The 24,134-nt window shown below is 73.5% G+C and carries 19 protein-coding genes; 7 read left to right on the forward strand and 12 right to left on the reverse strand.

All coding sequences use genetic code 11. The annotated features are described in order from the left end of the window. Window positions 1-106: 106 nt before the first annotated feature. The gene (locus BFV98_RS07315) at window positions 107-1,723 is read right to left on the reverse strand and encodes a cellulose-binding domain-containing protein (RefSeq protein ID WP_071095562.1); all 1,617 of its coding nucleotides are present in this window, start codon (window positions 1,721-1,723) and stop codon (window positions 107-109) included. A gap of 339 nt (window positions 1,724-2,062) precedes the next feature. Between BFV98_RS07315 and BFV98_RS07320 the strand changes: the two genes are divergently transcribed. Next, window positions 2,063-2,947 (forward strand): hypothetical protein, encoded by an 885-nt coding sequence (locus BFV98_RS07320; RefSeq protein WP_071095564.1) that lies wholly within the window; start codon window positions 2,063-2,065, stop codon window positions 2,945-2,947. Window positions 2,948-2,999: 52 nt separating this feature from the next. On the opposite strand, the gene BFV98_RS07325 is transcribed toward BFV98_RS07320, so the two are convergent. Beyond that, window positions 3,000-3,470, reverse strand: coding sequence for a hemerythrin domain-containing protein (locus BFV98_RS07325; RefSeq protein ID WP_013285737.1), 471 nt, complete (start codon window positions 3,468-3,470; stop codon window positions 3,000-3,002). A 234-nt stretch (window positions 3,471-3,704) separates the two neighbouring features. Here BFV98_RS07325 and BFV98_RS07330 point away from each other — a divergent pair, with 234 nt between their 5' ends. After that, window positions 3,705-4,871: a serine hydrolase gene (locus BFV98_RS07330; RefSeq protein ID WP_071095566.1), complete on the forward strand. Its 1,167-nt coding sequence runs from the start codon at window positions 3,705-3,707 to the stop codon at window positions 4,869-4,871. Window positions 4,872-4,931: 60 nt separating this feature from the next. Here the strand turns inward: BFV98_RS07330 and BFV98_RS07335 are convergent, their stop codons facing one another. Beyond that, window positions 4,932-5,585 carry a response regulator transcription factor gene (locus BFV98_RS07335; RefSeq protein WP_030268785.1) on the reverse strand — a complete coding sequence of 218 codons (654 nt, stop codon included), beginning with the start codon at window positions 5,583-5,585 and terminating at the stop codon, window positions 4,932-4,934. After that, entirely contained in the window at window positions 5,573-6,799 is a 1,227-nt protein-coding gene (locus BFV98_RS07340) for a sensor histidine kinase (RefSeq protein WP_071095568.1), read from the reverse strand. Before BFV98_RS07340 ends, BFV98_RS07335 begins: the two co-directional genes overlap by 13 nt. Before the next feature lie 168 nt (window positions 6,800-6,967). Here BFV98_RS07340 and BFV98_RS07345 point away from each other — a divergent pair, with 168 nt between their 5' ends. From BFV98_RS07345 to BFV98_RS07355, 3 genes are all read left to right on the forward strand, one after another. Then, window positions 6,968-7,180, forward strand: a complete 213-nt coding sequence (locus BFV98_RS07345) for a hypothetical protein (protein ID WP_013285733.1) — start codon at window positions 6,968-6,970, stop codon at window positions 7,178-7,180. A gap of 244 nt (window positions 7,181-7,424) precedes the next feature. Then, complete coding sequence (locus tag BFV98_RS07350) at window positions 7,425-8,807, forward strand: glycoside hydrolase family 43 protein (protein ID WP_071095569.1); 1,383 nt, start codon at window positions 7,425-7,427, stop codon at window positions 8,805-8,807. A gap of 55 nt (window positions 8,808-8,862) precedes the next feature. Continuing rightward, a complete protein-coding gene (locus BFV98_RS07355; protein WP_071095571.1) occupies window positions 8,863-11,616 on the forward strand; it encodes a beta-L-arabinofuranosidase domain-containing protein in 2,754 nt (917 codons plus the stop codon). Window positions 11,617-11,670: 54 nt separating this feature from the next. Here the strand turns inward: BFV98_RS07355 and BFV98_RS07360 are convergent, their stop codons facing one another. The 5 genes from BFV98_RS07360 to BFV98_RS07380 form a co-directional block, all read right to left on the reverse strand. Next, a complete protein-coding gene (locus tag BFV98_RS07360) occupies window positions 11,671-12,864 on the reverse strand; it encodes a hypothetical protein (protein ID WP_030268776.1) in 1,194 nt (397 codons plus the stop codon). Next, window positions 12,851-13,384, reverse strand: a complete 534-nt coding sequence (locus BFV98_RS07365; protein WP_030268774.1) for a SigE family RNA polymerase sigma factor — start codon at window positions 13,382-13,384, stop codon at window positions 12,851-12,853. The genes BFV98_RS07360 and BFV98_RS07365 overlap by 14 nt, the downstream gene beginning before the upstream one ends. A gap of 96 nt (window positions 13,385-13,480) precedes the next feature. After that, window positions 13,481-14,299 (reverse strand): endonuclease/exonuclease/phosphatase family protein, encoded by an 819-nt coding sequence (locus BFV98_RS07370; RefSeq protein WP_030268772.1) that lies wholly within the window; start codon window positions 14,297-14,299, stop codon window positions 13,481-13,483. A 124-nt stretch (window positions 14,300-14,423) separates the two neighbouring features. Continuing rightward, complete coding sequence (locus tag BFV98_RS07375) at window positions 14,424-16,379, reverse strand: translation factor GTPase family protein (RefSeq protein ID WP_071095573.1); 1,956 nt, start codon at window positions 16,377-16,379, stop codon at window positions 14,424-14,426. 107 nt (window positions 16,380-16,486) lie between these two features. Further along, window positions 16,487-17,542, reverse strand: a complete 1,056-nt coding sequence (locus tag BFV98_RS07380) for a hypothetical protein (protein WP_255368053.1) — start codon at window positions 17,540-17,542, stop codon at window positions 16,487-16,489. 52 nt (window positions 17,543-17,594) lie between these two features. Between BFV98_RS07380 and BFV98_RS07385 the strand changes: the two genes are divergently transcribed. Next, window positions 17,595-18,176 (forward strand): TetR/AcrR family transcriptional regulator, encoded by a 582-nt coding sequence (locus tag BFV98_RS07385; protein WP_013285698.1) that lies wholly within the window; start codon window positions 17,595-17,597, stop codon window positions 18,174-18,176. A 9-nt stretch (window positions 18,177-18,185) separates the two neighbouring features. On the opposite strand, the gene BFV98_RS07390 is transcribed toward BFV98_RS07385, so the two are convergent. Beyond that, window positions 18,186-18,377 carry a hypothetical protein gene (locus BFV98_RS07390; protein ID WP_143025315.1) on the reverse strand — a complete coding sequence of 64 codons (192 nt, stop codon included), beginning with the start codon at window positions 18,375-18,377 and terminating at the stop codon, window positions 18,186-18,188. A gap of 122 nt (window positions 18,378-18,499) precedes the next feature. On the opposite strand from BFV98_RS07390, the gene BFV98_RS07395 reads away from it, so the two are divergent. Then, window positions 18,500-20,839, forward strand: coding sequence for a lysylphosphatidylglycerol synthase domain-containing protein (locus BFV98_RS07395; RefSeq protein WP_071095579.1), 2,340 nt, complete (start codon window positions 18,500-18,502; stop codon window positions 20,837-20,839). A 42-nt stretch (window positions 20,840-20,881) separates the two neighbouring features. Here BFV98_RS07395 and BFV98_RS07400 read toward each other — a convergent pair whose 3' ends face one another. Continuing rightward, window positions 20,882-23,122, reverse strand: coding sequence for a hypothetical protein (locus BFV98_RS07400; protein ID WP_071095581.1), 2,241 nt, complete (start codon window positions 23,120-23,122; stop codon window positions 20,882-20,884). 58 nt (window positions 23,123-23,180) lie between these two features. Continuing rightward, window positions 23,181-24,125, reverse strand: coding sequence for an SDR family NAD(P)-dependent oxidoreductase (locus BFV98_RS07405; protein ID WP_071095583.1), 945 nt, complete (start codon window positions 24,123-24,125; stop codon window positions 23,181-23,183). Window positions 24,126-24,134: the final 9 nt, after the last annotated feature.

Here is a 24,134-nt window from a genome sequence, read left to right on the forward strand (position 1 = left end):
CCGATCCTAGTCCCACCCCACCCCCACATCCGGTCGATCATGAAGTTGACGGCGTTCTCGATCTCCGATCCGGCCGCCAACCTCATGATCAACCGAGAGGAGAGGGTCAGAGGGAGACGGGGCGGCCGCCGAGGGTCACCGTGAGGCGGCCGTCGCCGGTGAAGGACCAGGCGAGGGCTCCGGAGTACGTGGAGCAGCGGGAGCCGTTGCTGCCGGACCAGAACTGGTTCGAGCCGTCCACGTTGCCGACCGTCTTGTCGTTGGAGCCGCTGCCGGCGAAGCGGCAGGACGTGTTGCTCCGGAACACCGAGGTGCCGGCGTCGAACGAGAAGTTGCGTTCGGTGTTGTCGATGCTCAGGTTGTTCGAGATCGTCATGGTGCCCGGGTTCCGGTTGTACGTGAACCCGTGCTTGCCGTTGCGGTACGCGATGGTGCGCCGGACGGTGTGGTTCACCGCGATGTCCTCGCCGCCGAGCTTGAAGCCGTTGCGGTCGCCGTTGCCGTTCTGCGTGCCGTTGCTCAGCGTGCCGTTGCTGTACGCGAGCGAGTCCTCGATGGTCACCGTGCCGATCGCGCCGGTGTCGGACTTGGTGTAGAGGTCCCATCCGTCGTCGATGTTGTGGTGCGACACCGCGTACCGGAAGACGTTGCCGCCGCCGACGGTGAGCTTGGCCGCGAAGCCGTCGGCGTCCTCGCCGTCGGAGTCGGCGTTGTCGTGCGACTCCACGCTGACCATGAGGTTGTTGGCGGGCCACTGGTCGCGGGGCGTGCTGGAGGCGATCCGGGACAGTTGCAGCCCGGTGTCGCGGTTGAAGCGGGTCACCGTCCGCTCGATGATGTTGTTGCTGCCGCCGACGAAGATGCCGTTGTCACCGGCCCGCTCCACTACGATCCCGCGCACGTGCCAGTACGAGGCGTTCAGCGCGAGCCCTCGGTTGGCCGGGTCCTCGCTCATCGCGGAGAAGTTCAGGATCGGCGTCTCACCCGGGTAGGCGTACAGGTTCTTGCGGGCGCCCGACGTGCCGTTGTTGCCGGCGGCGACGGTGACCGTCTGGGACAGGTTGTAGGTGCCGCCGCGCAGGTAGATCGTGCCGCCCGCGCCGACGCGGGTGATCGCCGCGGCGATCGTGGTGGGGCTGGCCTGGGTGCCGGCCGCCCCGGCGGTGCCGTTCGGCGCGGCGTAGATCGCGCCGCCGGTCGGCGGCGGCGTGCTCGGGGGCGGCGTGCTGGGGGGTGGCGTGCTCGGGGGCGGGCTGCTCGGCGGGGCGCTGGTCGGCGGCGTGCCGGTGGTGGGGATGACGCCGCCGGTGCAGGTGACACCGTTGACGGCGAACGAGGTCGGGACCGGGTTGCTGCTGTTGTTCCAGGTGCCGTTGAAGCCGAACGACGTGCTCGCGTTGGTGCCCAGGCTGCCGTTGTAGCTGACGTTGGCGGCCCGCACCGAGGCGCCGCTGGCGGTGATCTCGGCGCCCCAGGCCTGGGCGACGGTCTGACCGGCGGCGAACGTCCAGGTGACGGCCCATCCGTTGAGCGGGTCGCCGAGGTTCGTCAGGTTGACGTTGGCGGTGAAGCCGCCGCCCCACTGCGCGGTGACGGCGTAGTCGACGCGGCAGCCGGCGGCCGCCTGCGCGGCGGTCGCGCCGACGGCCAGGCCGGACGCGGCGAGCGCGGCCGTCGCCGCGGCGGACGTCCACAACACCGTACGGCGGTGTCGGTTGATCATGCTGGTCTCCTGCGGGTGGTGGTGCCGTGCCCGCGCCGGCACCGATGCCCTGTCGGTGTCGGGGGCGGGCCTTGATACCCGGACGTCCCACGAACGCTCACGTCTCCCGCGCAGTAAGCGCTTTCAGCGCAGCCTAACGACGGACGTCGATGCGGTCAAACCTCGGTACGCACTGAACGATCTCGACGCGCCGTCCGTATCCACTGCCGACCGGAACATCGGCCGGAACCGCGATGCCGGAGCGGGCACGAGCACGATTCCTCCAGTCGTCACTTCGCACCGTGGAGACGGGGCGGCACCCGCCGCACCGGCCCTCCCGGTCAACCAGAGGAGAGGTGCATGGCCAGGGGTACGCGCAAGACCGCGGTCCTGAAGCTCGGCGGGGTGGGCACCCTCGCGGCGCTGTTGTTCGCCGGCGGACTGCAACTGGCGTCGGCGGGCGAGAACAACCGCCCGGCCACCACAGCCGCCGCGCAGACCGTGAACTGCCCGACCGTACGCGACAAGTTGCCCGCCGTCCCCGCTGCGGCGTCGGCCCAGGTGGAACGGGAACTGGCCAACCTGGACCAGGAGATCGCCCGGCAGAACGAGCGGCTGGCCCGGCAGGCGGTACGCCCCGAGGGCGGACCGGCGTTCATCGACAACGCCATCCTCGGCCCGCTGCGCAGCAAGCGCGTCGCCGTGCTCGACCGCATCGAGATCGCCTTCAACCGGATCGGCGCGCAGCGACCTAACCTGGACGCGCTGGCGGCCTGCTCGCTCAACGCCCCGGGCGTGCCGAGCGCCGTCAACGGCGGCGCCGGCCAGAACGGTGCCGGCCAGAACGGCAACGGCAACGCCGGCGGGCAGAACGGCAACGGTCAGACCGGCAACGGCAACGCCGGGGGTCAGAACGGCAACGCGGGCGGCCAGAACGGTAACGCCGGCGGCGCGGCGCGGACCGTCAACTGCCCCCGCGTCGTGCTCCCCGCCGTCCCGGCGGCGGCCGCGGGCCAGGTGCAGGCCGAACTGGCCACGCTGGACAAGCAGATCGCCGAGGCCGACGCCCGCCTGGCCCGGCTCGCGGTACGCCCCGAGGGCGGACCGGCGTTCATCGACAACGCCATCCTCGGCCCGCTGCGCAGCAAGCGCGTCGCGGCGCTCGACCGCATCGAGATCGCGTTCAACCGGATCGGCGCGCAGCGGCCGAACCTGGACGGGTTCGCCACCTGCGGCCTGAACTGACAGGGACCGGTCGCGGCCCGGCGGTGCGCATCCCGCCGGGCCGCGACTGCGGTCACAACGGCCCGAACACGTCGCCCGGGTCGGCGTCCAGCGAGAGCGTCTCCAGCACGGTGAGCAGTTGCCGTTCCTCGTACCGGAAGTGCGACTCCATGATCGCCGCCACGCCCTCCAGGTGCCGGGCCAGTTCCCCGGGCGGGGCGTCGCGGGCCACCGCCGCGCTCAGCCCGGTCAGCAGGTACCCGATCATCGAGTGGTCCTGCCGCAGCCGGTCCAGCGTGCCGCGCAGCTCCGGATGCCGCGCTGCGATCGCCGGGAAGAGGCTGTGGTCCTCGCCCTCGTGATGCGCGGTCAGCGCCGCGCAGAACCCGTGGCAGAACAACAGCAGCTCACGTGTCGCCGGGCGGGCCGGCTCGCCGTCGGCGAGCGCCCGCCGGGTCACCGCCAGCGCTTCGCGCAGCCGCTCGTGAACGGCGCGCATCTCGCGGCTCCAGGCCACCAGCCTGGTCTGTTCGCCCTCAGCCATGAGGCGAGGGCGAAGGGACGACGAGTGTCATCGTCGTGCTCCCTTCGATCCGGCGCCTCCATGCCTGACACGGTCTGCCACCGGCACGCGACGCTGGGCGGAGCCTAACCGGCGGCACCGGCGCCATCAAGTAGTGCCAGCGCTACCCCGGTTCGGCAGCTGGCGGTATGGAGCGCGGTGCCTGGTTCACCGAGGCTTGAGGTCGTACCCGTTCACCTCCGTCGAGGAGTTCCCATGACCCGCCGTACCTTCCCGGTGGCCGTCGGCGCCGCGGCCTTGCTCACCGTCACCGCGCTGGGTGTGCCCGCCGCGTCCGCCACCACCACCGACGCCCGGCGTCCGGCCGCCGACGCCGTCCAGCAGCGACTGGACGGCCTGGTCGCCGAGCACGGCTTCCCCGGGGCGCTGGCCTCCGTACGCCGCGACGGCCGGGTGCGCGACTACACCGCCGGGGTCGGTGACCTGCGCACCGGCGCCGGGATCCCCCGCGACGCCCGGGTGCGCGTCGGCAGCAACACCAAGACGTTCACCGCGGTGGTCGTCCTCCAGCTCGTCGGCGAGGGCCGGATCGACCTGGACGCAAGCGTCGAGCGCTACCTGCCCGGCTTGGTGCGCGCCAACGGCAACGACGGGCGGCGGATCACCGTACGCCAGCTGCTCCAGCAGACCAGCGGCCTGCCCGACTACGACGACGTGGTGTTCGGCAAGGCGCAGGACCTCGTGGACCGGCGCAGCGACTACTTCGACCCGCGCCGGCTGCTGGACGAGGCACTCACCCAGTCGCGGCACTTCCCGCCGGGCGAGAAGTGGGAGTACAGCAACACCAACTTCGTCCTGGCCGGACTGATCGTCGAGCGGGTCACCCAGCGCCCGGTCGGCGAGGAGATCACCCGGCGGATCATCGAGCCGCTGCGGCTGCGCGACACGTACTGGCCGCAGACCGGCGAGCAGGACCTGCCCGGCCGGCTGCCGCGCGGATACGTGGCGGTGGAGCCCGGCGCGCCGTGGGTCGACGTGACCCGGATGGACCCGTCGCTGGGCTGGGCCGCCGGCCAGCTCGTCTCGACGCCGTCGGACCTGCGCACGTTCTTCGAGGCGCTGCTGGCGGGCCGGCTGCTCAAGCCGGCCCAGCAGGCGGCCCTGACGCGTACCGTGCCGGCGCCCGACTTCGAGCCCAGCGGCGTCTGGGAGTACGGCCTGGGCATCGCCCGGCACGAGCTGCCCTGCGGCGGTCACGCCTGGGGGCACGGCGGTGACATCCAGGGCTTCCAGACCCGCAACCTGTCCACCACGGACGGGCGCAGCGCGGTGGTCGCGGTGACCGGGCTGCCGACGAGCATGGAGATGCTGGAGGCGGTCACCAGCACCGTCGACGCGGCCCTGTGCGGCACCCGCCGCTGATCCGCCTCGACACCGCACGCGCGCCGCCTCCCGCGAGGCGGCGCGCGGACGTGCGTGCGTCTACCGCCGGCCGTCGAGGTAGCGCAGCACGGCGGTGACCCGGCGGTCGGCGCGGTCGTCAGGCGGCAGGCTCAGCTTCGCGAAGATGCTGCGGATGTGCTTGTGCACCGCGCCGTCGGTGACGAACAGCCGTTCCGCGATCGCGCCGTTGCCCAGCCCTTCGGCCATCAGCGCCAGCACCTCGTGCTCACGCGGCGACAGCTCGGCCAGCGCGGTGTCCGGCCGCCGGTTGCGGGCGAGCAGCTGCCCGACCACCTCGGGGTCGATCACGCTGCCGCCGGCCGCGACGCGGTGCAGCGCGGCGAGGAACTCCTCGACCCGGCCCACCCGCTCCTTGAGCAGGTAGCCGAGCCCGGAGGCGCCGACCGAGAACAGCTCGGTGGCGAACGCCTGCTCGACGTACGCGGACAGGACCAGCACCGCGAGGCCCGGCAGGCGGCGGCGGGCCTCGACCGCGGCGACGATCCCCTCGTCGGTGTGCGTGGGCGGCATCCGCACGTCGACGATCGCCACGTCCGGCCGGTGCTCGTCCACGGCGGCCAGGAACTCCCCCGGCGTGCCGGCGGTGGCCACCACGTCCAGGTCCTCGGCGCGCAGCAGCAGCGCCAGCCCTTCGCGCAGCAGCGCGTCGTCCTCGGCGATCACGATCCGCATGGCAGCTCCACGTGCATCCTCGTCGGTCCTCCCGGTGGACTCGTCAGCGTCATCCGCCCGTCGTACGCCTCGACCCGGCGGCGGATGCCGGTCAGCCCGGAGCCGCGCGTCTCGTCGGCGTCCCCGCGCCCGTCGTCGGTGACGGTCACCAGCAGCCGGTTCCCCTCCCGGCGCACGGCGACCTCCACCGCGCTCGCGCCGCTGTGCCGGACCACGTTCGTCAACGCCTCGGCCACCACGAAGTACGCGGTGGCCTCGACCGACGCCGCGCAGCGCACGTCGACGTCCACCGACAGGCGGCACGGCACCGCGCACTCCGCGGCGAGTCCGTCGAGCGCCCCGGCCAGGCCCCGGTCGCCGAGCACCGGCGGCAGGATGCCGCGCACCACCGTACGCAGCTCACCGAGCGCCTGCTCGGCCGCGTTCTGCGCGCGTTCCAGGATCTCGTCGGCGCGGGCCGGGTCACGGCGTACCGCCCGCCGCGCGGCGCCGAGCAGCACGTTCACCGCGACCAGCCGGTTCTGCGTGCCGTCGTGCAGCGAGCGTTCGATCCGGCGCAGCTCCACCGCATGGGCGTCGAGCGCGGCGGCCCGCGTGGCGGTGAGTTCGGCGACCCGCAGCGACAGGTCGAACCCGGGCGGCGGGGGCAGCAGCCGGCGGCCCGGCCGGGCCTGGATCCGCGCCAGGGCCGGCCCGGTCGCGACCGCGAGCACCAGCCACCCGATGCCGAGCACGCCGACAGTGAGCGCGTCGCCGAGTCCGTCGACGCGCCACCAGCCGATCCCTGGCGCACCGGCGTCCGGCGGCACCAGCCGGTACCACAGCGGGAACGTCATGTCCTGCACGGCGTAGATCGGCAGCGCGAGCGCGATCAGCCCGGCGCCGAAGCCGAGCGTTCCGTGGGTGGCCACCCAGCGCAGTTCCCGCCGGACGACCGGGTCGCGCAGCGCCGGGCGCACCCCGGCCGGCACCGGGCCGGGCGACGGGATCGGCGGCCCCCACCGGGACAGCCGGGCACGCTCGCGGTCGGCCACCGACCGCACCGCCCGCAGCATCCCGGGTACGAGCAGCAGTCCGACCCCGCCGACGCAGGCCGCCGCCACGACGACGGCCCCGAACAGCGCGCCGAGCGCCAGCACGGCGGTGCCGAGCCCGCCGACGAGGTGCTCCAGCGCGTCCACCGCGGCGCGGAACCGCCTGCGTACGTACTCCATCCCCGGCCCACCCCCGGCCGCCACGATAGGTCACCGCTGTCGCCGTCCGTCAGGTCCGGGCGCGGAAAGTACAGCCTGCTGTACCCCGGTCGTCGTGCTGGCGGGATCGTTCCCGGCCGGCCGCGCGCCTAGCGTCGAGGTGCAAGGACGTCACCCGAGGAGGCAGCCGTGAACGACCTGGACCGTACCGCCGAGAACACCGCCGCGACGACGCCCGTCACCCGGATGCGCCCGCTGCTCTGGCTGGTGCTCGTCGTCAGCGTGGCGGCGAACGTGACGCTGTCGAGCGTCCTGGGCAACCCGTGGGCCGGTTCGGCCTTCGGCGCGCTGGCGCTCGCATCAGGCGCGGCGCTCGCAGTGAACCACTACCGCAACCGCTGACCCGCCGCCGTGCGGGCGGCGCCGGGAAGCCGGGCGGGGCGGGCCGGGACGACGATCGGCCCGCCCTGCGGCGTTCGCCCCGCGACCACTCCCCCGGCTGGTACGACTGGTGTCGTCGCGGGAGGTCCGCGGCTGCGCGCGTTAACGTCACCACTCGATTGACAGACGACTATGTGAACGCCAGGCTAGGGGAGATTGTTAGCGCTAACGCGGACGTCATCCCCACCGCAGAGGAGGGCCCCTCGTGCCCCTGACCCGACGCGCGTTCACCCTCGGTGCCCTGTCCACCGCTGCAGCCGCCTCCGGCGCGCTCAGCCTGCCCCGCGGCGCGCTCGCCGCGCCGAACACGGCCTACGCCATGGCCTACTTCACCGAGACGCCTAACGGTCTCGGCGCCGACTACGGCCTGCACCTGGCCGTCAGCCGGGACGGCCTCACCTGGACCCCGCTGAACCAGAACAACCCGGTCGTCACCCCGACCGCCGGGCAGCTCGGCCTGCGCGACCCGTTCGTGCTGCGCAGGACCGACGGCACGTTCGTGGTGCTCGCCACCGACCTCAAGGGCACCAACTGGGGGCTGACCAGCCAGTACCTGCACGTGTGGGACTCCACCGACCTGACCGCGTTCACCGGTTACCGGCGCATCCGGATGCACACGCTGGACACCCACACGTGGGCGCCGACCGCGTTCTGGGACGCCGCCCGCGGCCAGTACGCCATCGTCTACTCCGCCAACAACGGCCGGGACGTGCTGTTCGTCAACTACACGAGCGACTTCCGCACCGTCAGCGCACCGCAGGTCTACTTCAGCCCGGGCTTCGGCGTGCTCGACGGCGACGTGGTGGTCGACGGCGGCACCACGTACCTCTACTACAAGAACCTCGACGACGGGTACCTGTACGGCGCCCGGTCCGCCACCGGCGCACCGAACAGCTTCACCACGTACACGAGCAGGCTGCGGCAGGGCAACGCGATCGAGGCGCCGCTGCTGCTGCGCACGAACGAGGGCGGCTGGCGGCTGTGGGGCGACTCGTTCAGCCCGGTCAACAACGACTACTACGCCTGGTCCACCACGACCATCGCGGGCAACTCGTGGACGCCGCTGAACCAGCGCGACTACACCCCACCGCTGAACTCCAAGCACGGCTCGATGGTCGGCATCAGCGACGCCGAGTACGCCGGAATGGTCAACCGCTGGGGCACGCCGAACTGGGTGCGGCTCAAGTCGTCGAACCTGCCCGACCGCTACGTCCGGCACGCCGACCGGATCGCCCGCGTCGACGCGTACCCGTTCGACCCCTACCAGGACCAGATGTGGCGCATGGTCCCCGGCCTGGCCGACTCCGCCGGCGTCTCGTTCGAGTCGGTCAACTACCCCGGCAACTACCTGCGGCACTACGACTACGCGGTCCGGCTGGACCCGAACGACGGCACCGCCACGTTCCGCGCCGACGCCACCTTCCACCGCACCGCCGGCCTGGCGGACAGCACCTGGTCGTCGTTCCGCTCGCACAACTTCCCCACCCGCTACCTGCGGCACTACGACTACCGGCTGCGCATCGACCCGCTCGGCGCCGGCTCCCCCGCGATCGACAGGCAGGACGCCACGTTCCGGGTCACCGCGTAACCGCCCCCACCACCACCGTCCCCCACCACCACCGTCCCCCGCCACGGAGGCCACCATGCCCGCTCCCCTGGTGAACCGCCGATTCCTCCTGCGCACGACCGCCGCGACAGCCGTCGCGGCCACCGCCGGCGCCGCCGCCGGGTCCGTCTCCGCAGGCGGTACGGCACACGCCGCGCTGCCACCGGCCCGCCCCGACATCGGCGTGTCCGCGTACGCGTTCGACCCCGGCCAGGTACGGCTGACCGCCGGCCGCTGGCAGGACAACCAGAACCGTACGGTCGCCTACCTGCGCTTCGTCGACGTGAACCGGCTGCTCTACAACTTCCGGGCCAACCACCGCCTGTCCACCGGCGGCGCCGCCGCCAACGGCGGCTGGGACGCGCCCAACTTCCCGTTCCGCACCCACATGCAGGGGCACTTCCTGACCGCCTGGGCACAGGCGTGGGCGGTGCTCGGCGACACCACCTGCCGGGACAAGGCACTCACCATGGTCGCCGAACTGGCCCGCTGCCAGGCCAACAACGGCGCGGCCGGGTTCAGCGCCGGGTACCTGTCCGGCTTCCCGGAGTCCGACTTCACCGCGCTGGAGGCGCGGACGCTCAGCAACGGCAACGTGCCCTACTACTGCATCCACAAGACGCTCGCCGGGCTGCTGGACGTGTGGCGGCTGATCGGCAGCACCCAGGCCCGGGACGTGCTGCTGGCGCTGGCCGGGTGGGTCGACCAGCGCACCGGCCGGCTCACCTCGGCCCAGATGCAGGCCATGCTCGGCACCGAGTTCGGCGGCATGAACGCGGTGCTGACCGACCTCTACCAGCAGACCGGCGACGGGCGGTGGCTGACTGTCGCGCAGCGGTTCGACCACGCCGCCGTGTTCAACCCGCTCGCCGCCAACTCCGACCAGCTCAACGGGCTGCACGCCAACACGCAGGTGCCCAAGTGGATCGGCGCGGCCCGGGAGTACAAGGCCACCGGCGTCACCCGCTACCGGGACATCGCCGCGAACGCGTGGGCCATCACGGTCGGCGCGCACACGTACGCCATCGGCGGCAACAGCCAGGCCGAGCACTTCCGGGCACCCAACGCGATCGCCGGCTACCTGCGCAACGACACGTGCGAGGCCTGCAACACGTACAACATGCTCAAGCTGACCCGGGAACTCTGGCAGCTCGACCCGGACCGGGTCGCGTACGCCGACTTCTACGAGCGCGCGCTGCTCAACCACATGATCGGCCAGCAGAACCCGGCCGACGCGCACGGCCACGTCACGTACTTCACCCCGCTCAACCCGGGCGGGCGGCGCGGTGTCGGCCCGGCGTGGGGCGGCGGCACGTGGAGCACCGACTACAACTCGTTCTGGTGCTGCCAGGGCACCGGGCTGGAGACCAACACGACGCTGGCGGACGCGATCTACTTCCACAACGGCACCACGCTGACCGTCAACCTGTTCGTGCCCTCGGTGCTCACCTGGAGCCAGCGCGGCATCACCGTCACGCAGGCCACCTCGTACCCGGTCGGCGACACCACCACGCTCACCGTCACCGGCTCGGTGGCCGGGTCGTGGACGATGCGGATCCGGATCCCGGCGTGGACCAGCGGGGCGAGCGTCAGCGTCAACGGCGTCGCGGCGGGCATCGCCGCCACGCCGGGCAGCTACGCCGTCCTGACCCGCGCCTGGACCTCCGGCGACACGGTCACGGTCCGGCTGCCGATGCGGGTCACCACTGTGGCGGCCAACGACGACGCCGCTGTGCAGGCCGTCACGTACGGGCCGGTGGTGCTCTCCGGCAACTACGGCAACACCACGTTGAGCGGCCTGCCGACGCTGGACCCCGGCTCGGTGACCCGCACCGCCGCCGGCAGTCTCGCGTTCACCGCCCGGGCCGACGGCGCCACCGTCAACCTCGGCCCGTTCTACGACGCCCACGGGCACAACTACACGGTCTACTGGCGGGTCGGCGCGGGCGGTGGCGGCGGTGAGGCGAGCTTCCGGCTCGCCAACGCGGCGAGCGGCCTGGTGCTCGGCATCCAGAACATGTCCACAGCCGACGGCGGGCTCGCGCTCCAGTGGGGCGACACCGGCACCGCCGACCACGACTGGCAGCTGGTGGTCGACGGGTCGGCGCTGCGGCTGCGCAACGTCAACAGCGGCAAGGTGCTGGGCGTGGAGAACATGTCCACGGCTGACAACGCCCGGATCCTCCAGTGGGCGGACAACGGGACCGCCGACCACCTCTGGACCGTCGTCGACGTGGGCGACGGCAGCCACAAGCTGCGCAACGTCCACACCGGCAAGCTGCTCGGCATCTCCGGCGGCTCGACCGCCCAGGGCGCGTTCGCCGTGCAGGATCCGGACAACGGCAGCCTGGACAACCAGTGGCGGTTCCTGCCCAACGGGGCGCGGCGGATCCAGAACCTCGGCAGCGGGCTGGTGCTCGGCGTGCAGAACATGTCCGCAGCGGACGGCGGGCTGGTCGTCCAGTGGGGCGACACCGGCACCGCCGACCACCTCTGGACCGCGCTCGTGGACACCGGCGGCTACCTGCGGCTGCGCAACGGCAACAGCGGCAAGGTGCTGGGCGTCGAGGGCGGCTCGACAGCGGCCGGCGCCCGGATCGTCCAGTGGGCCGACAACGGCACCGTCGACCACAGGTGGCGGCTGCGGCACGGCGGAGGCGGCTGGTTCCGCATCCAGTGCGCGAACGGCGGCCGGGTGCTCGGGCTCAGCGGCGGCTCCGGCGCCCAGGGCGCGCAGGCGGTCCTCGCCGACGACACCGGGGCCGCGCACCAGCGCTGGCGGTTCCTGTAGATCAGGCGGTGACGGTGGGAGCGGTCCGGCCGCTCCCACCGCCACCGGGTTCGGTCAGGGCGTCAGGGCGTCCGGGGCGGGAGTCCAGGTCGACTCGTCCCGCACGTCGTCGGCGACGGTGATCCCCTCGGCGATCCGCAGCAGCTCGGCCTGGGGCAGCCGGCCGCCGACGCCCTCGGAGCTGACCTGGACGACGACAGTGCCGTCGGCGCTCCAGATGTTGCAGAACCCGCCTCCGCGGGCCGCCCCCGGGTAGCACTTCGTCGCACCGGGCTCCGGTGACTGGTTGGAGCTGGTGCTCGGCGTGACGAAGATGTGGAACCCGTCCCTGATCCCGCCCTCGACCGAGTCGAACGGCGCGGTCAGGCCCGAGGTGCGCAGGGGCGGCCTGGTGTACGTCGCGCCGCCGTAGTCACCGGCGCGGGCGGTGGCGATGCCGCTCAGGCCGGGCATGGCGTGCGTGCCCACCTGGAGCGGCACGTAACCCCGCGGCAGGTAGCCCACAGTGAACGGCAGCGGCGCCGGCGTCGGCCCGGCCGGCTTCAGGCCCGCGACCAGGCCGCTCAGGTCCGCGAAGCTCGGCGTCGCCGCGTCGCCGGAGATCGATGTGACGGCCGCCCAGGCGTTGTGGGCGTACTCCCAGGCGAACAGCTTGTTGCCCGGATCCACCGGGTTGCGCGGGTCGAGGCCGAACGGCAGCGTCGCCTGCACCGCCCTGCGCCCGGCCACCCTGACGCTCCGACCGTCCTTGACCGCGGCCGGATCGAAGGCGCCGGGCCGGTAGACGGTCAGGTACGCCCACAGAGTCGGCTTCGCCCCGGCGGCCGTCCTCTCCTGCTCGAACGCCTCGGCCTCGTCCTGGCTGACGGGCTTGTCGTTCGAGGTGTGCCGGTCGGAGTAGACGGGGGCGATCTGGTACGCGGTCGACACGACGATCGGGTCCTGCACGTGCAGCGTGCCGGCGTCGTACCCGGTGAAGGTGAAGGTGAACGGCGAGGCGTCCGGCCAGGGGCTGACGCCCGGACGCGGCGCCTCGGACAGCGCCGAGGCGGTGCGCCTCGCGTCCAGGGTCGGCACCGTGATCGCGGCGGCGACCGCCACCGCGACGAGGCCCGCCGCGCCGGCTGTCGCGAACCGGTTCCGGCGGCGCCGCTCGGCGCGCCGCCCGGCCGCGACGATGTCGTCGACGGTACGGCCCATCGGCGGCTCGTCGCCGGTCACGGCGTCCACCAGTTCACGCAACTGCATTTGTCCACTCCTCCATCGGCCTGCCGGTGAGATTGAGGTGTTCGCCGCCGAGGGACTCGCGCAGCTTCGCCAGCCCACGGGAGACCTGGCTCTTGGCCGTGCCGACCGTGCAGTCGAGCACGGCGGCCGTGTCCTCCAGGCTCAGGTCCAGGTAGTGCCGCAGCACCACGGCGGCCCGCTGTCCCGCCGGGACGGCTTCGAGCGCCGCCCGCAGGCGCATCCGCTCGTCAGTCACCGCCGCCGTGTCCCGCACCGCGGCGTCCGGCATGGCGTCGCCAGCCGACCGCTCGCGCCGCCAGGGCCGGCGGGTCTCGTCGATCGCGGCCCGGTAGACCATGGTCTTGACGTAGAGATCGGGCCGCTCCAGCTTCCGCCAGCGTGGATAGAGCTTGACCAGCGCGTTTGCCACGGCGTCCTCCGCGGCGTGCCAGTCGCCGCAGGTCATGTACGCCAGCTTGCGCAGGGACGCCATCTGTGACGTCACGAACTCGCGGAACGCTTGCTCGTCTTCGGCTTTCAATCGACTGCCTCCTCGTGACGGAGGTAGAACGGCTACGCCCGCCCGGGAAGTTGCACGGACGGCGGACCAAATCCGCCGCGTGTCCGGAGACCTCGGTCAGTACCGTCCCGGTGGCGGCACCGGCCACGAGCGGATCATGGTCGCCAGCAGCGCCGGATGGTCGGTCGCCCCGCGCATGTCCACCGACCGGCGGCAGCAGATCGTCACGCCGCTCGACGCCAGGATCTGCTGGCGGCCGCCGTCGTCGATCCGCCGGTAGCCCACCGGCACGCACGACCGCACGTCCGGCATGCCTCCGGCCCGCAGGTTGAGGTCACCCCCGAGGACGGTCGCCGCGCCGACGGCGTCGCCCCGGACGCCCGGCACGACGGTGCCGAGCAACTGCCCGCACTGGGCCAGCGCCACCTGGCCGCTGGTGTTCGCCAGGTGCGTGGTGCACGCGTGCAGCCCGCCGGCCCGGACGCAGAGCCAGACCCGCTCCTCGGGGTCGGCGAGGTCCTGCGCCGGATAGGTCCCCCGGTGCACCGACGGCCGGTCGTCGCGGTCGTCGAGGCGGGTCAGCAGCCCGATCCCGTACGGCTCGCCGTTGTTGCACCGGGTGGGACCGCCGGAGGGGCGGTCACCGGCGGCCTGGAACGCGGACACCACTGTGCCCCCGGCACGGGCGGCCCGCAGCGCCCGCCCCAGCGTCACCACGTCGTCGCGGCAGATCTCGTTGAGCGTGACCACGTCGGGCAGTTCCGCGGCGATGACGTCGGCGGCCTGCGGGACGGCCCGGCCGGTGTAGCAGCCGGCCCGGCCGCTGTTGCAGAGGTTCATCTGGAGCACCCGCAGCGTCCCCGCGCCGGCGGCGCCGGCGCCCGACGACCCTGCGGGCAACCCGGCAACGACGAGAAGGCACACCGCGGTCAGCACCCGGCGGACACGCCGGGCGAGGTGGGTGACCGGCTGCGCTGACAGCGGGGCTCCAACGGGTACGGGCGGCGGCGGGCGCCGGTGATCCTATCGCCGCAACGCTCCCGTCGCCGCCCGGCGCGGCCTACCTCGGTACGTCCCGGAACCACGCCTCCCGGTCGTCCGGGTCCGGTCCGCGCCGGGGCAGTGTCGGGGGTTCCTCGCCGGTGACCGGCGCGTAGTGGTCGAAGGTGGTGGTCAGCACCGCCTCGCCGCCGGTGAGGTCGGGCAGGGCGGCGACGACCCGCGGCACCCGGGCGGACGGCAGGGTGCCGCTCACCTCCAGGTAGCCGCCAGCGACTGCGGTGTCGTGGACGACCGCGCCGAGCCGGCCGAGCAGCGCCAGCACCGTCTCGACCGCGTGCCGGGGCAGGTTGACGTCGAACCCCTCGATCGGCTGGCACACCCGCGTACCGGCCTGCCGCAGCGCGGCGACGACCACGACCGGGGCGAGGTTGCGGAAGTCCGCCGCCACCGTCGAGATCGACTTGTCGAACTTCTGGTGCGGCCGGCTCTGCCGGGGCCAGTACCGGGACGCCGTCATGGTGACAGTGCAGTCGGTGACCGGCCAGCCGTGCCGGCCCTGCCGCAGCGCGGCCCGCACGCCCTCCTCGGTGGCGGCGACGAAGGCCGGCGGCAGCCGGCCCGGCTCGATCCCGGGACGGAACTCGATGCCGTGCCCGGCCGGTGCGGCGTCGATGCGCAACCCCAGCCCGGCCAGGTACGGGTTGCCGCGCTCGCGCAACCGCTCCTCGGCGGCGCCGGTGCCGGCGACCCGTTCGATGCAGGCGGTGAGCGTGCCGGAGAACCGCACCCGGACGCCGTACCGGTCCTCCATCAGGGCGGCGAGGACCTCCTTCTGGACCTCGCCGTGCAGGCGGATCACCGCTTCCGCCTGCTGCTCGTCGAGGCGCAGGTCCACGAGCGGGTCCTCGTCGGCCAGCTCGGCCAGGCCGGCGAACATCGCCAGGCGCTGCGCCGGGTCGACCGGCTCGACGACCGCCTGCCGGGTCGGTGGCGGGAACCGGTAGCCGTGCCGCCGTGGCGGGTCGCCGATGTGCTGGCCGATCCGGGCCGACACCCCGCGTACCGCCGCGATCTGCCCGGCCGAGACCGACCGGCGCACCAGCACGCCGGCGGGCTCGATGACGGCGATCTCGGTGACCGGCTCCGGACGACCGCCGGCGAGCTGCACCCGGTCCCGCACCCGCAGACGCCCGGACCACAACCGCAGCCAGACGCGCCGGCCGTGCCCGTCCCGGTCGACGGCGAAGACGGTGCCCGCGGGCGGACCGTCCCGCGCCTCGCCGTACGGGAGCAGGTCGGCCAGGACGTCGCACAGCCGGCGTACCCCGGCGCCGGTGATGGCCGAGCCGCACACCGCCGGGACCAGCTCGGCGCCTCGTACCGCGCGGCGGAGCGCCCGGCGGACGTCGCGGACACGTACCGGCCGGTCGGTCAGCCAGCGTGCCGCCACCGCGTCGTCGACCTCGGCCACCTCCGCCACCACGGGTTCGGCGTCGAGGTCCACGGCATGCACCAGGGCCTCGCGGCGGCCCTGGCCGGTGACAGTGGTGAGCAGGACCGGCCGCGCCCCGAGCCGCTGCCGCACCTGGGCCGTCACCCGGTCCACGTCGGCGCCGCCACGGTCCACCTTGTTGAAGAAGAACACAGTCGGTACGCCGATGCGGCGCAGCGCCCGCCAGATGGCGACGGTCTGCGGCTGGACGCCCTCCACGCTCGACACCACGAGCACCGCGGCGTCGAGGACGGCCAGCGACCGCTCGACCTCCGCGATGAAGTCGGGGTGGCCGGGGGTGTCCAGCAGGTTGATGCTGAGGTCGCCGATGGTGATCGACGTGACGGCCGCCCGGATGGTGATGCCGCGGCGGCGTTCCAGCTCCATCGAGTCGGTCCGGGTCGTGCCGGCGTCGACGCTGCCCGGCTCGGCCACGGCGCCCGCCTCGTAGAGCAGGCGTTCGGTCAGGCTGGTCTTTCCGGCGTCAACATGCGCGACGATTCCGAGGTTCAACAGGGCCAAGGCGGAGCTCCACGGTAGGACGGGCAAGGGTCCGAAGCGTGGAAGCTGCTCGCATTGTCTCTCCTGGTGACAGTCGTGGTGGCGGCGCTCGCCGCCGGCGTGCAGTCCTACCTTGCCCGTCCGCCGCGATCGTCACCACCGAATTCGGTCCGGCTCAGCGCACGGACGCGGCCGTATTCGGCCAGGGCGTGAAAGGCGGCCTTGGGCGTCCACGAGCCGTCCGGCAGCACGCGCACGATCCCCCGTGACGCCAGGTCGTAGTCGTGCTCGGGGTCGCCGGTGGTCGGCAGGTGCCGGTTCGCGAACGTGTACACGAACGCCGCCTCCGCCCCGCCGGCCTCGTAGTCGCGCAGCAGGTCGACGAGGTAGCGTGCCTGGCCCTCCTCGTCGCGCTCCAGCTCTGCGGTGAGCTTCGCCGCACGGCCGTGCTCGTCGTAGGCCACGGGCTCCGTCGCGCCCGCGACGTCGGCCGCGCCGCGGAACGTGCAGCAGCCGAACTCGGTCGCCGCGTACGGCTTGCCCTGCCCCACGGCCGCCGCCAGGGACTGCGGGAACACCGCGGAGTTGGTCGCGTCACGATAGCCGGCGTCGCTGGCGATGATGTCGAAGGCCGTCCAGTCGACGTCCTCGAGCGGGATCGAGGCGTACCCGACGGGGCCGCCGAAGCGCTCCCGCACCGCGGGCACCGCTTCCGCGAGGAAGTCGCGCACCGCCGCCCGCGCGGCGGGGACCGCCTCCCGCATCCGCATCGGGTCGGTGAACACCGCCATGCGCTCGGTCAGGTCACGGCCGGGCAGGAAACCGTCGGTGAACAGGGGGATCTCGGAACCGGTGAGGTAGACGACCGGGGCGCCGTCACGCCGCAGCCGCTCGGCCCGCTCGGCGCCGTCGAGCAGGAACGCCATGAGGCCGTCGCGGTCCAGGCCGTTGGTGAACGGGCAGTACCACACCTCCAACCCCGCCTCGGCCGCCAGCCGCGCGGTCAGCTCCAGCCGGTCCTGCACGCCGCCGGTGACGCGGACCGCGTCGCAGCGCAGCTCGTCGCGGATGACACGCAGGTCGCTGCGCACGACGTCGGGGTCGAACGGCTCGTGGGTGGTGGATCCGGCGCTGACGAAGCCGGTGTCGTAGTTCATGCCGAAGACGCGCATCGAGAACTCCACTCTTAGGGTACGACGCGTACCCTATAAGGTACGGCGCGTACCCTGCAAGGCTATGAGCAGGAGGCGACGGGGCGAGGAACTGGAACAGGCGATCCTGCGGGCCGCGGCGGAGGAACTACGCGAGTCCGGATACGCGGGGATGACGATGGACCGGGTGGCCGCCCGCGCCGGAACCAACAAGAACGCCATCTACCGCCGGTGGCCGCACCGGGCGGCGCTCGGCGTCGCGGCGTACCGCCACCTGTCCGACGCGGCCATGCCGAATCCGGACACGGGCACGCTGCGAGGCGACGCGCTCGAGATGCTCCGGCTCGCGAACGAGACGTGGTCGTCGCCGCACGGGGCCGTCCTGCGCGGCCTGCTCGCCGCCGCGGCCGACGATCCGGAGCTGCTCACGCTCATGCGCGAACGATCCGGCGCCGACACCATGGACCGTGCGTGGATCGGGATGCTGGAACGGGCCGCGGCCCGGGGCGAGGCGCCTGCGGCGGCCGTCCGTCACCGGGTGGCGACGGTACCGATGATGCTGCTGCGCGCCGAGTACGCGATGCGCGGCGTCCCGTCCGTCCCCGACGAGGTGCTGGTCGAGATCGTGGACGAGGTGTTCCTGCCCCTGGTACGTGGTCGCGGCTGACGCCACAGTTCATCGGCGGGCCCGCGCGATGTCGAGGCGCCGGCGCAGCACCCGTGGAGCGCGGGCGAGCACCCGGGCCGTACCGGCGGCCGCCACCGCCCACAGCGGCAGCGCGCCACCGTGGGCCACCAGGACGATCACCAGCGTCAGGACGAGGACCGGCGGCAGCCCGACGAGCGTCTCCACCGCCGTGTCCACCACCACCTGATCGTCGCCCCCAACGGGTTGACCGGTGGCGAACCGGAGCATCCGCCGGGTCGGCGATCCGTAGGGTTCGGATCGACAGCAGGCATCTGCGCCGACTGAGGGGCGGCCGAGGACCGGTGGCAGCGCGTACGCATCGCCCGTCGCCCGCCCTGCTGGTCAGCCTGGCCACCTCGACCGGTCTGCTGGCAGCGCTGAGCGCGGCCGTCCGGAGCCGCCGGGTGCCGCCCTGGGAACGGGACCTGTTCGCCCTCCTCAACCACCTTCCCGCCGGGCTGACTCCGGTCCTGGTCCTGGTCATGCAGCTCGGCTCCTACCCGGCGGTGTTCGTCGCCGCCACCGCGGCCGTCCTGGCCCGCCGGATCGGCACGGCGTGGAGCCTGCTGCTGGCCGGGAACCTGGCGTACTGGCTCGCGGTCGCCGCCAAGGCCGCGGTCGCCCGGCAGCGGCCGGCGGCGTTGCTCACCGATGTGGTCCTGCGGGAGACGATCATCGGGCGGTACGGATACCCCTCGGGACACGTCGCGGTCGCCACCGCCCTGGCGCTCGTCGCGGCGCGGGCCGGGGGCACCCGGTGGCGCCGGGCGGCCTGGGTGGCGATCGCCCTGGTGGCCGGGGCCCGGATCCACGTCGGGGCGCACCTGCCGGTCGACGTGCTCGGCGGGTTCCTCGTCGGCTGGCTCGCGGTCTGCGTGACTCGGCTCGTGGTCGGCGAGGTCGGGCCGCAGCGGTCGGTGCCCGCCCTGCGGGCGGCGCTGCGGCGACGCGGGATCGACGTGGCAGGGCTGACGCCGATCCACGGTGACGCCCGGGGTTCGCAGCCGTGGCGGGCGGTCACCACCGGCGGGCGGCAGTTGTTCGTCAAGGTGACCGGCGGCGAGCAACGCGACGCGGACTGGGCCTACAAGCTCTACCGCCGGGCGCGGTACCGGCACGTGGCCGACGCGCCCCCGTATCTCAGCGCCCGCCAGCAGAGCGAACACGAAACCTGCATGACCCTGCTGGCCGAGCGCGGGGGCGTGCGGATCCCGGCGGTCGTCACGACCGCCGCGATGTCCGGCGGGGACGCCGTCCTGGTGCAGGAGTTCATCGACGCCGCCCCGCTGCACGCCGTCGTCGGACCGGTCCCGCCCGCCGCCGTGCGCGACGCGTGGGACCAGGTGGGTCGCCTGCACCGGGCCGGCATCGCACACCGCGACCTGCGCGCCGCGAACGTGCTCGTCGGCCGGGACCACGTCTACCTGGTGGACCTGGGCTTCGCCGCCGACGACGCCCCGGCCGACCAGCGGGCCCGTGACGTCGTCGAGCTGATGGTCGCGCTGTCCACGCGGGTGGACCCCGCCGCTGTGGTCGCCGCCGCGGTCGACCGTCTGGGCGCCGCGGCGGTCGCGGACAGTGTGCCGTTCCTGCAACCCGCGGTGCTGTCCCGCGCCGGCCGCAGCGCCCTGCGCGGCCGTCCCGGCATGCTCGACAGCCTCCGTCAGGAGATCGTGCGGCGCTGCCCCGACCGCGACCGCCCGGCGGCGAAGGTGGTCCGGTTCAACCGCCGCACCGTCCTGGAGCTGCTGATCCTGGGGCTGATCGTGCACCTGCTGCTCCCGCAGCTCGGCGAGATACGCACCGCGGCGCGTCTGATCCTGCACGCCGATCCGCTCGCGGTCGCCGCGGCGCTGCTCGGCTCAGCCCTGACCTACCTGCTCAGCGGCGCCGTGCTCCGGCTCGCCGCGGCCAAGCGGATTCCGCTGGGCGAGGCCACCCTGGTGCAGGTGGCCGCGTCGTTCGCCAACCGGCTGGCTCCCGGCAGCCTCGGCGGCGCCGCGCTCAGCCTGCGGTACCTGCACCAGAGAAAACTCACCACCGCCGACGCGGCCACTGCCGTCGGTGTCTCCCGCGCCGCCGGTGCGGTGTCGGTCGTGCTGCTCCTGCCGGTGCTGCTGCCGTTCGCCCGCCGGCCCGCCCGCATCCTCACCCATGACGCGACCAGGGCGATACCGCTGCTGCTGGGCGCCCTGGCTGTGCTGCTCGTCCTGGCGGCCGTCCTCGCCGCGCCACGGCTCCGGCGGCGCGGACGCGACGCGGCCGGCCAGGTCGTCACCGCCCTGCGCGCCCTGACCCGTCAGCACGGCCTGTGGTGGCTCGTCGTCGCGTCCACGGCGCTCACGCTCACCTACGGCCTCTGTCTCTACCTCGCGCTTCTCGCCACCGGCCCGCTCCCCCTCGCGCACCTGCCCCCGGTGATCCTGGTCTGCCTCGTCCGCGAGGGCGTCTCGTCCGCCGCGCCCACCCCCGGCGGGCTCGGCGCCACCGAGGCCGCGCTCGTCTCCGGGCTGCTGCTCTACGGAGTGCCACTGGACGCCGCCGTCGCGGGCACCCTGATCTACCGTCTCGCGACGTTCTGGCTCCCGGTACCGCCGGGGTATCTGGCCTTCCGGCTCCTGACCCGCCGCCGGCTGCTGTGAGCGCCACAGTCGCGGCGGCCGGCGGCGGTACGCGGGGCGGCCTCAGCCGGGGGCACCGGCCCGGATGTCGTCGACGAGTTCCCGCACGGCCTCCCGGTACTCCGGCTCGGTGTGGTAGTGCCAGTGGCGTTCGACGGGCGGCGGCACGGTGTCCGGCGCCTCCACGACGACGCTGCGCGGATCCCGCAGCCGGACGTCGACCGCCCCGGCGGCCGGGGGCAGGTGGGCCCGCAGACCCGGGTCGGCGAAGATCGGGCCGCCGATCGGATCGGTGTCGCGCCACAGGTTGCGCCAGCGCCAGCCGATCCGGTCGCCGACGTCGCGCAGCGCCTCCTCACCGAGATAGGCAGGGTAGAGGCGGGCGTAGATGCGGTGCAGTGGACTGCCGTGGGTCAGCAACGCGACGTGGGGCAGGGCCTCCGGCGGCAGTTGCAGGACGGTGGCGGCGGCCAGGACGGAGCCGTGGCTGTGTCCGGAGATCACCACCGGGCCCTGCGCGGCGAGCGCGGAGACCCGCCGGGCCAGCTCCGGTACGGCGCGGGCGGCGTAGCACGGCGGCGCGAACGGGTGCACCGTACGCGGCCAGAACGTGCCCAGGTCCCACAGGACGCCGACGAGCCGGCGGGTCTCCGGCGACCGGTACGCCCGGTAGCCCAGGATCAGCAGCCCGATGACGAGCAGACTGATGGCCCAGATGCCGACGTCCGTCACGTACGCGGTCAGCACGGCGAGCGTGTCGTGCCGGCGGCCGAGGCGGGCGACGAGCTGGGTCGGGCCGATCCCGATCAGGTCGAGCGCGACGGTGGCGAGCCCGACCGAGGAGATCACGAAGAACGCCACGAACGTCGGCCCGAGTTCGTCGGTCACGAAGGACCGGGCGATCGTCGAGCGGACCGCGTCGAGTCGTGGTGTCGCCTCGGCGGGCGCGTCGGGATAGTCGTGCTCGACCACGTGCCGCGCGTACGCCCTCCGCCGGCGCCGGGCCACCGGCAGGGTGACGGCGATCGCCGCGCTGACGACCAGCAGAGCGGCGAGCCCGGCCAGCGCCGCCCACCAGTACCCGACGGGTGGTTCCAGCGGGCCCAGGGCGGGTGGGTTGTTCCGGATCGGGTCGGGGATGCGGCCCCGGTCGAGCTGGTCCGCCGTCCGGAACACGAGACTGGCCGTGTAGGCCGAGGCGACGGTGACCGACATGGCGGCGACCAGCGGTGTGCCGAGCCCCCGGAGCAGGGCGCGGGAACCGGCCGGCCGGGCGCGCCGGCGCACGAGCGTCACCGCGGCGATCAGGACCAGCATCAGGCCCTGCGCCGCGACCAGACCGGCGACGGCGCCCTCGTAGCCGGGCATCTGCCCGGCCGGCACGGGCACCTCCCGCCGGGACACGGCGTACCCCAGGCTCGACACGGTGGCGACCGCGACCAGGATCCAGACCACGCGGCGCAACGGCCCGGCCCGCCCGGCGGGGACCGTCACTGTCAGCAGCACGGCGCAGAGGACCACGAGCCCGGCGGTGAGGCCGAGCAGCCCGACGGCGACGGCGCCCCACCGGCCGTGCGACACCGCGACGACGAGGCTGACGCCGACGGTGCCGGCACCGAGACCCACGTGGATCTGGCGCAGCCACGAGGTCATCTGCTCGTCGTGCCAGACCCCGGGGGCGGCGAGACTCCCGGTGGACTCCAGGAACCGCCCGCGCGGCGGGGCCGAGCCGAAGCCCTCGAAAGCGGCGGCCGACCGCTTCCCGACGGCCCAGAACACCCGCAGCGCCAGCAGCGGGACCAGTGCCAGCACGGCCAGGCGCGGGCCGATCGGCAACGCCACCAGCCACGACAGGTACGGTCTCCCCTCCCGGCACTCGGCGTACGGGACGCACTGCCAGCCGGTCAGGTTCATGGTGACCCCGACCAGCGCCAGCGTGAACGCCACGGTCAGGGATCCGGCCAGCAGGCGGCACAGCCCGCCGAGCAGGCCGCAGCGGTCCACCGGCGTGGAACGCATCCACACCGCCAGGTTGCTCAGCATGAACGGCAGCAGCACCAGCATCGACGCCGTACGCACCGCCACCCCGGCGGTCAGGGTTCCCCACCGGTACGCCTCCACCACCACCCCGGCAGTCGCGCCGCCGGCCGAGCCGAGCCCTTCCCGGACCCGGTAGAACCCGGCGTGCCCGTCGCCGGCCACACGCACCACTATCGGATGGTCGACGATCGTCTCCGCCGACGCACCGGACACCCCGTGGATGCGCAGCTCGACGCCTCTGTCGCCGCCGGGTATCTCCACCATCGAAGCGTCACAAAGACGGCCCGCCCCGCGCTGCCGAACGCGGAACAGAGGGCCGCTGTCACCTCATGCCGGCCGCGGCGGCGGTAACCGGGTGCGGACCGGACCGGACGGGAAACCGCACGCCGGTGAGGTCCTCGGAGACGGCCCAGAGCCGCTGCTGGACAGCCACCTCGTACGACTGCGGGCTGGAGGTGACCAGCCGGGGGTGACCCTTCACCTCGTACCGTCCGCCGGGGCCGTAGTACTGGCCGCCGAGCACGGCGGGGTCGGTGGCGGCCCGCAGCGTGGGCAGCGCGCCCATCGCGGGTGTCTGGGTGATCAGCGGCGCGAGCCAGGTGAGCGGGAGCCGCAGGGCCGCCGGGGTGTTGCGGGCGAGTTCGGTGCTGGACATGCCGGGGTGCGCGGCCACCGCGACAGTGGTGCCGTACGGGGCGAGCCGGCGCTGCAGCTCGTACGTGAACATCAGGTTGGCCAGCTTGGACTGCCCGTAGGCGGCGGCCCGGCCGTACGAGCGCTCGAAGTGCAGGTCGTCGAAGTGGATCGCGGCCCGGATGCGGTGGCCGGTACTGCTGACCGTCACCACGCGTGAGCCGGGCACCGGCAGCATCAGGTCCAGCAGCAGCCCGGTGAGCGCGAAGTGGCCGAGATGGTTGGTGCCGAACTGGAGTTCGAAGCCGTCCCGGGTGGTCCGCTTCGGGGTGTACATCACGCCGGCGTTGTTGACCAGCAGGTCGATCCGGTCGAACCGGGACCGCAGCGCCGCCGCGGCGGTGCGGACGGACTCGAGCGAGGTCAGGTCAAGCGCCTGCACGCTCACGTCGCCGGTGAGGCCGGCTGCGGCCCGCTCGCCCTTCCCGACGTCGCGGACGGCGAGCACGACCGAGGCGCCGCGCTCGGCCAGTGCCTTCGCTGTCTCGTACCCCAGTCCGGTGTTGGCCCCGGTCACCACCGCCACCCGCCCGCGCTGGTCCGGGATGTCCGCCGTCGTCCACGTCTCGCCCATGCCACGCCT

Source organism: Micromonospora sp. WMMB235 (assembly GCF_001855515.1).
Taxonomy (GTDB): Bacteria; Actinomycetota; Actinomycetes; order Mycobacteriales; family Micromonosporaceae; genus Micromonospora; species Micromonospora aurantiaca.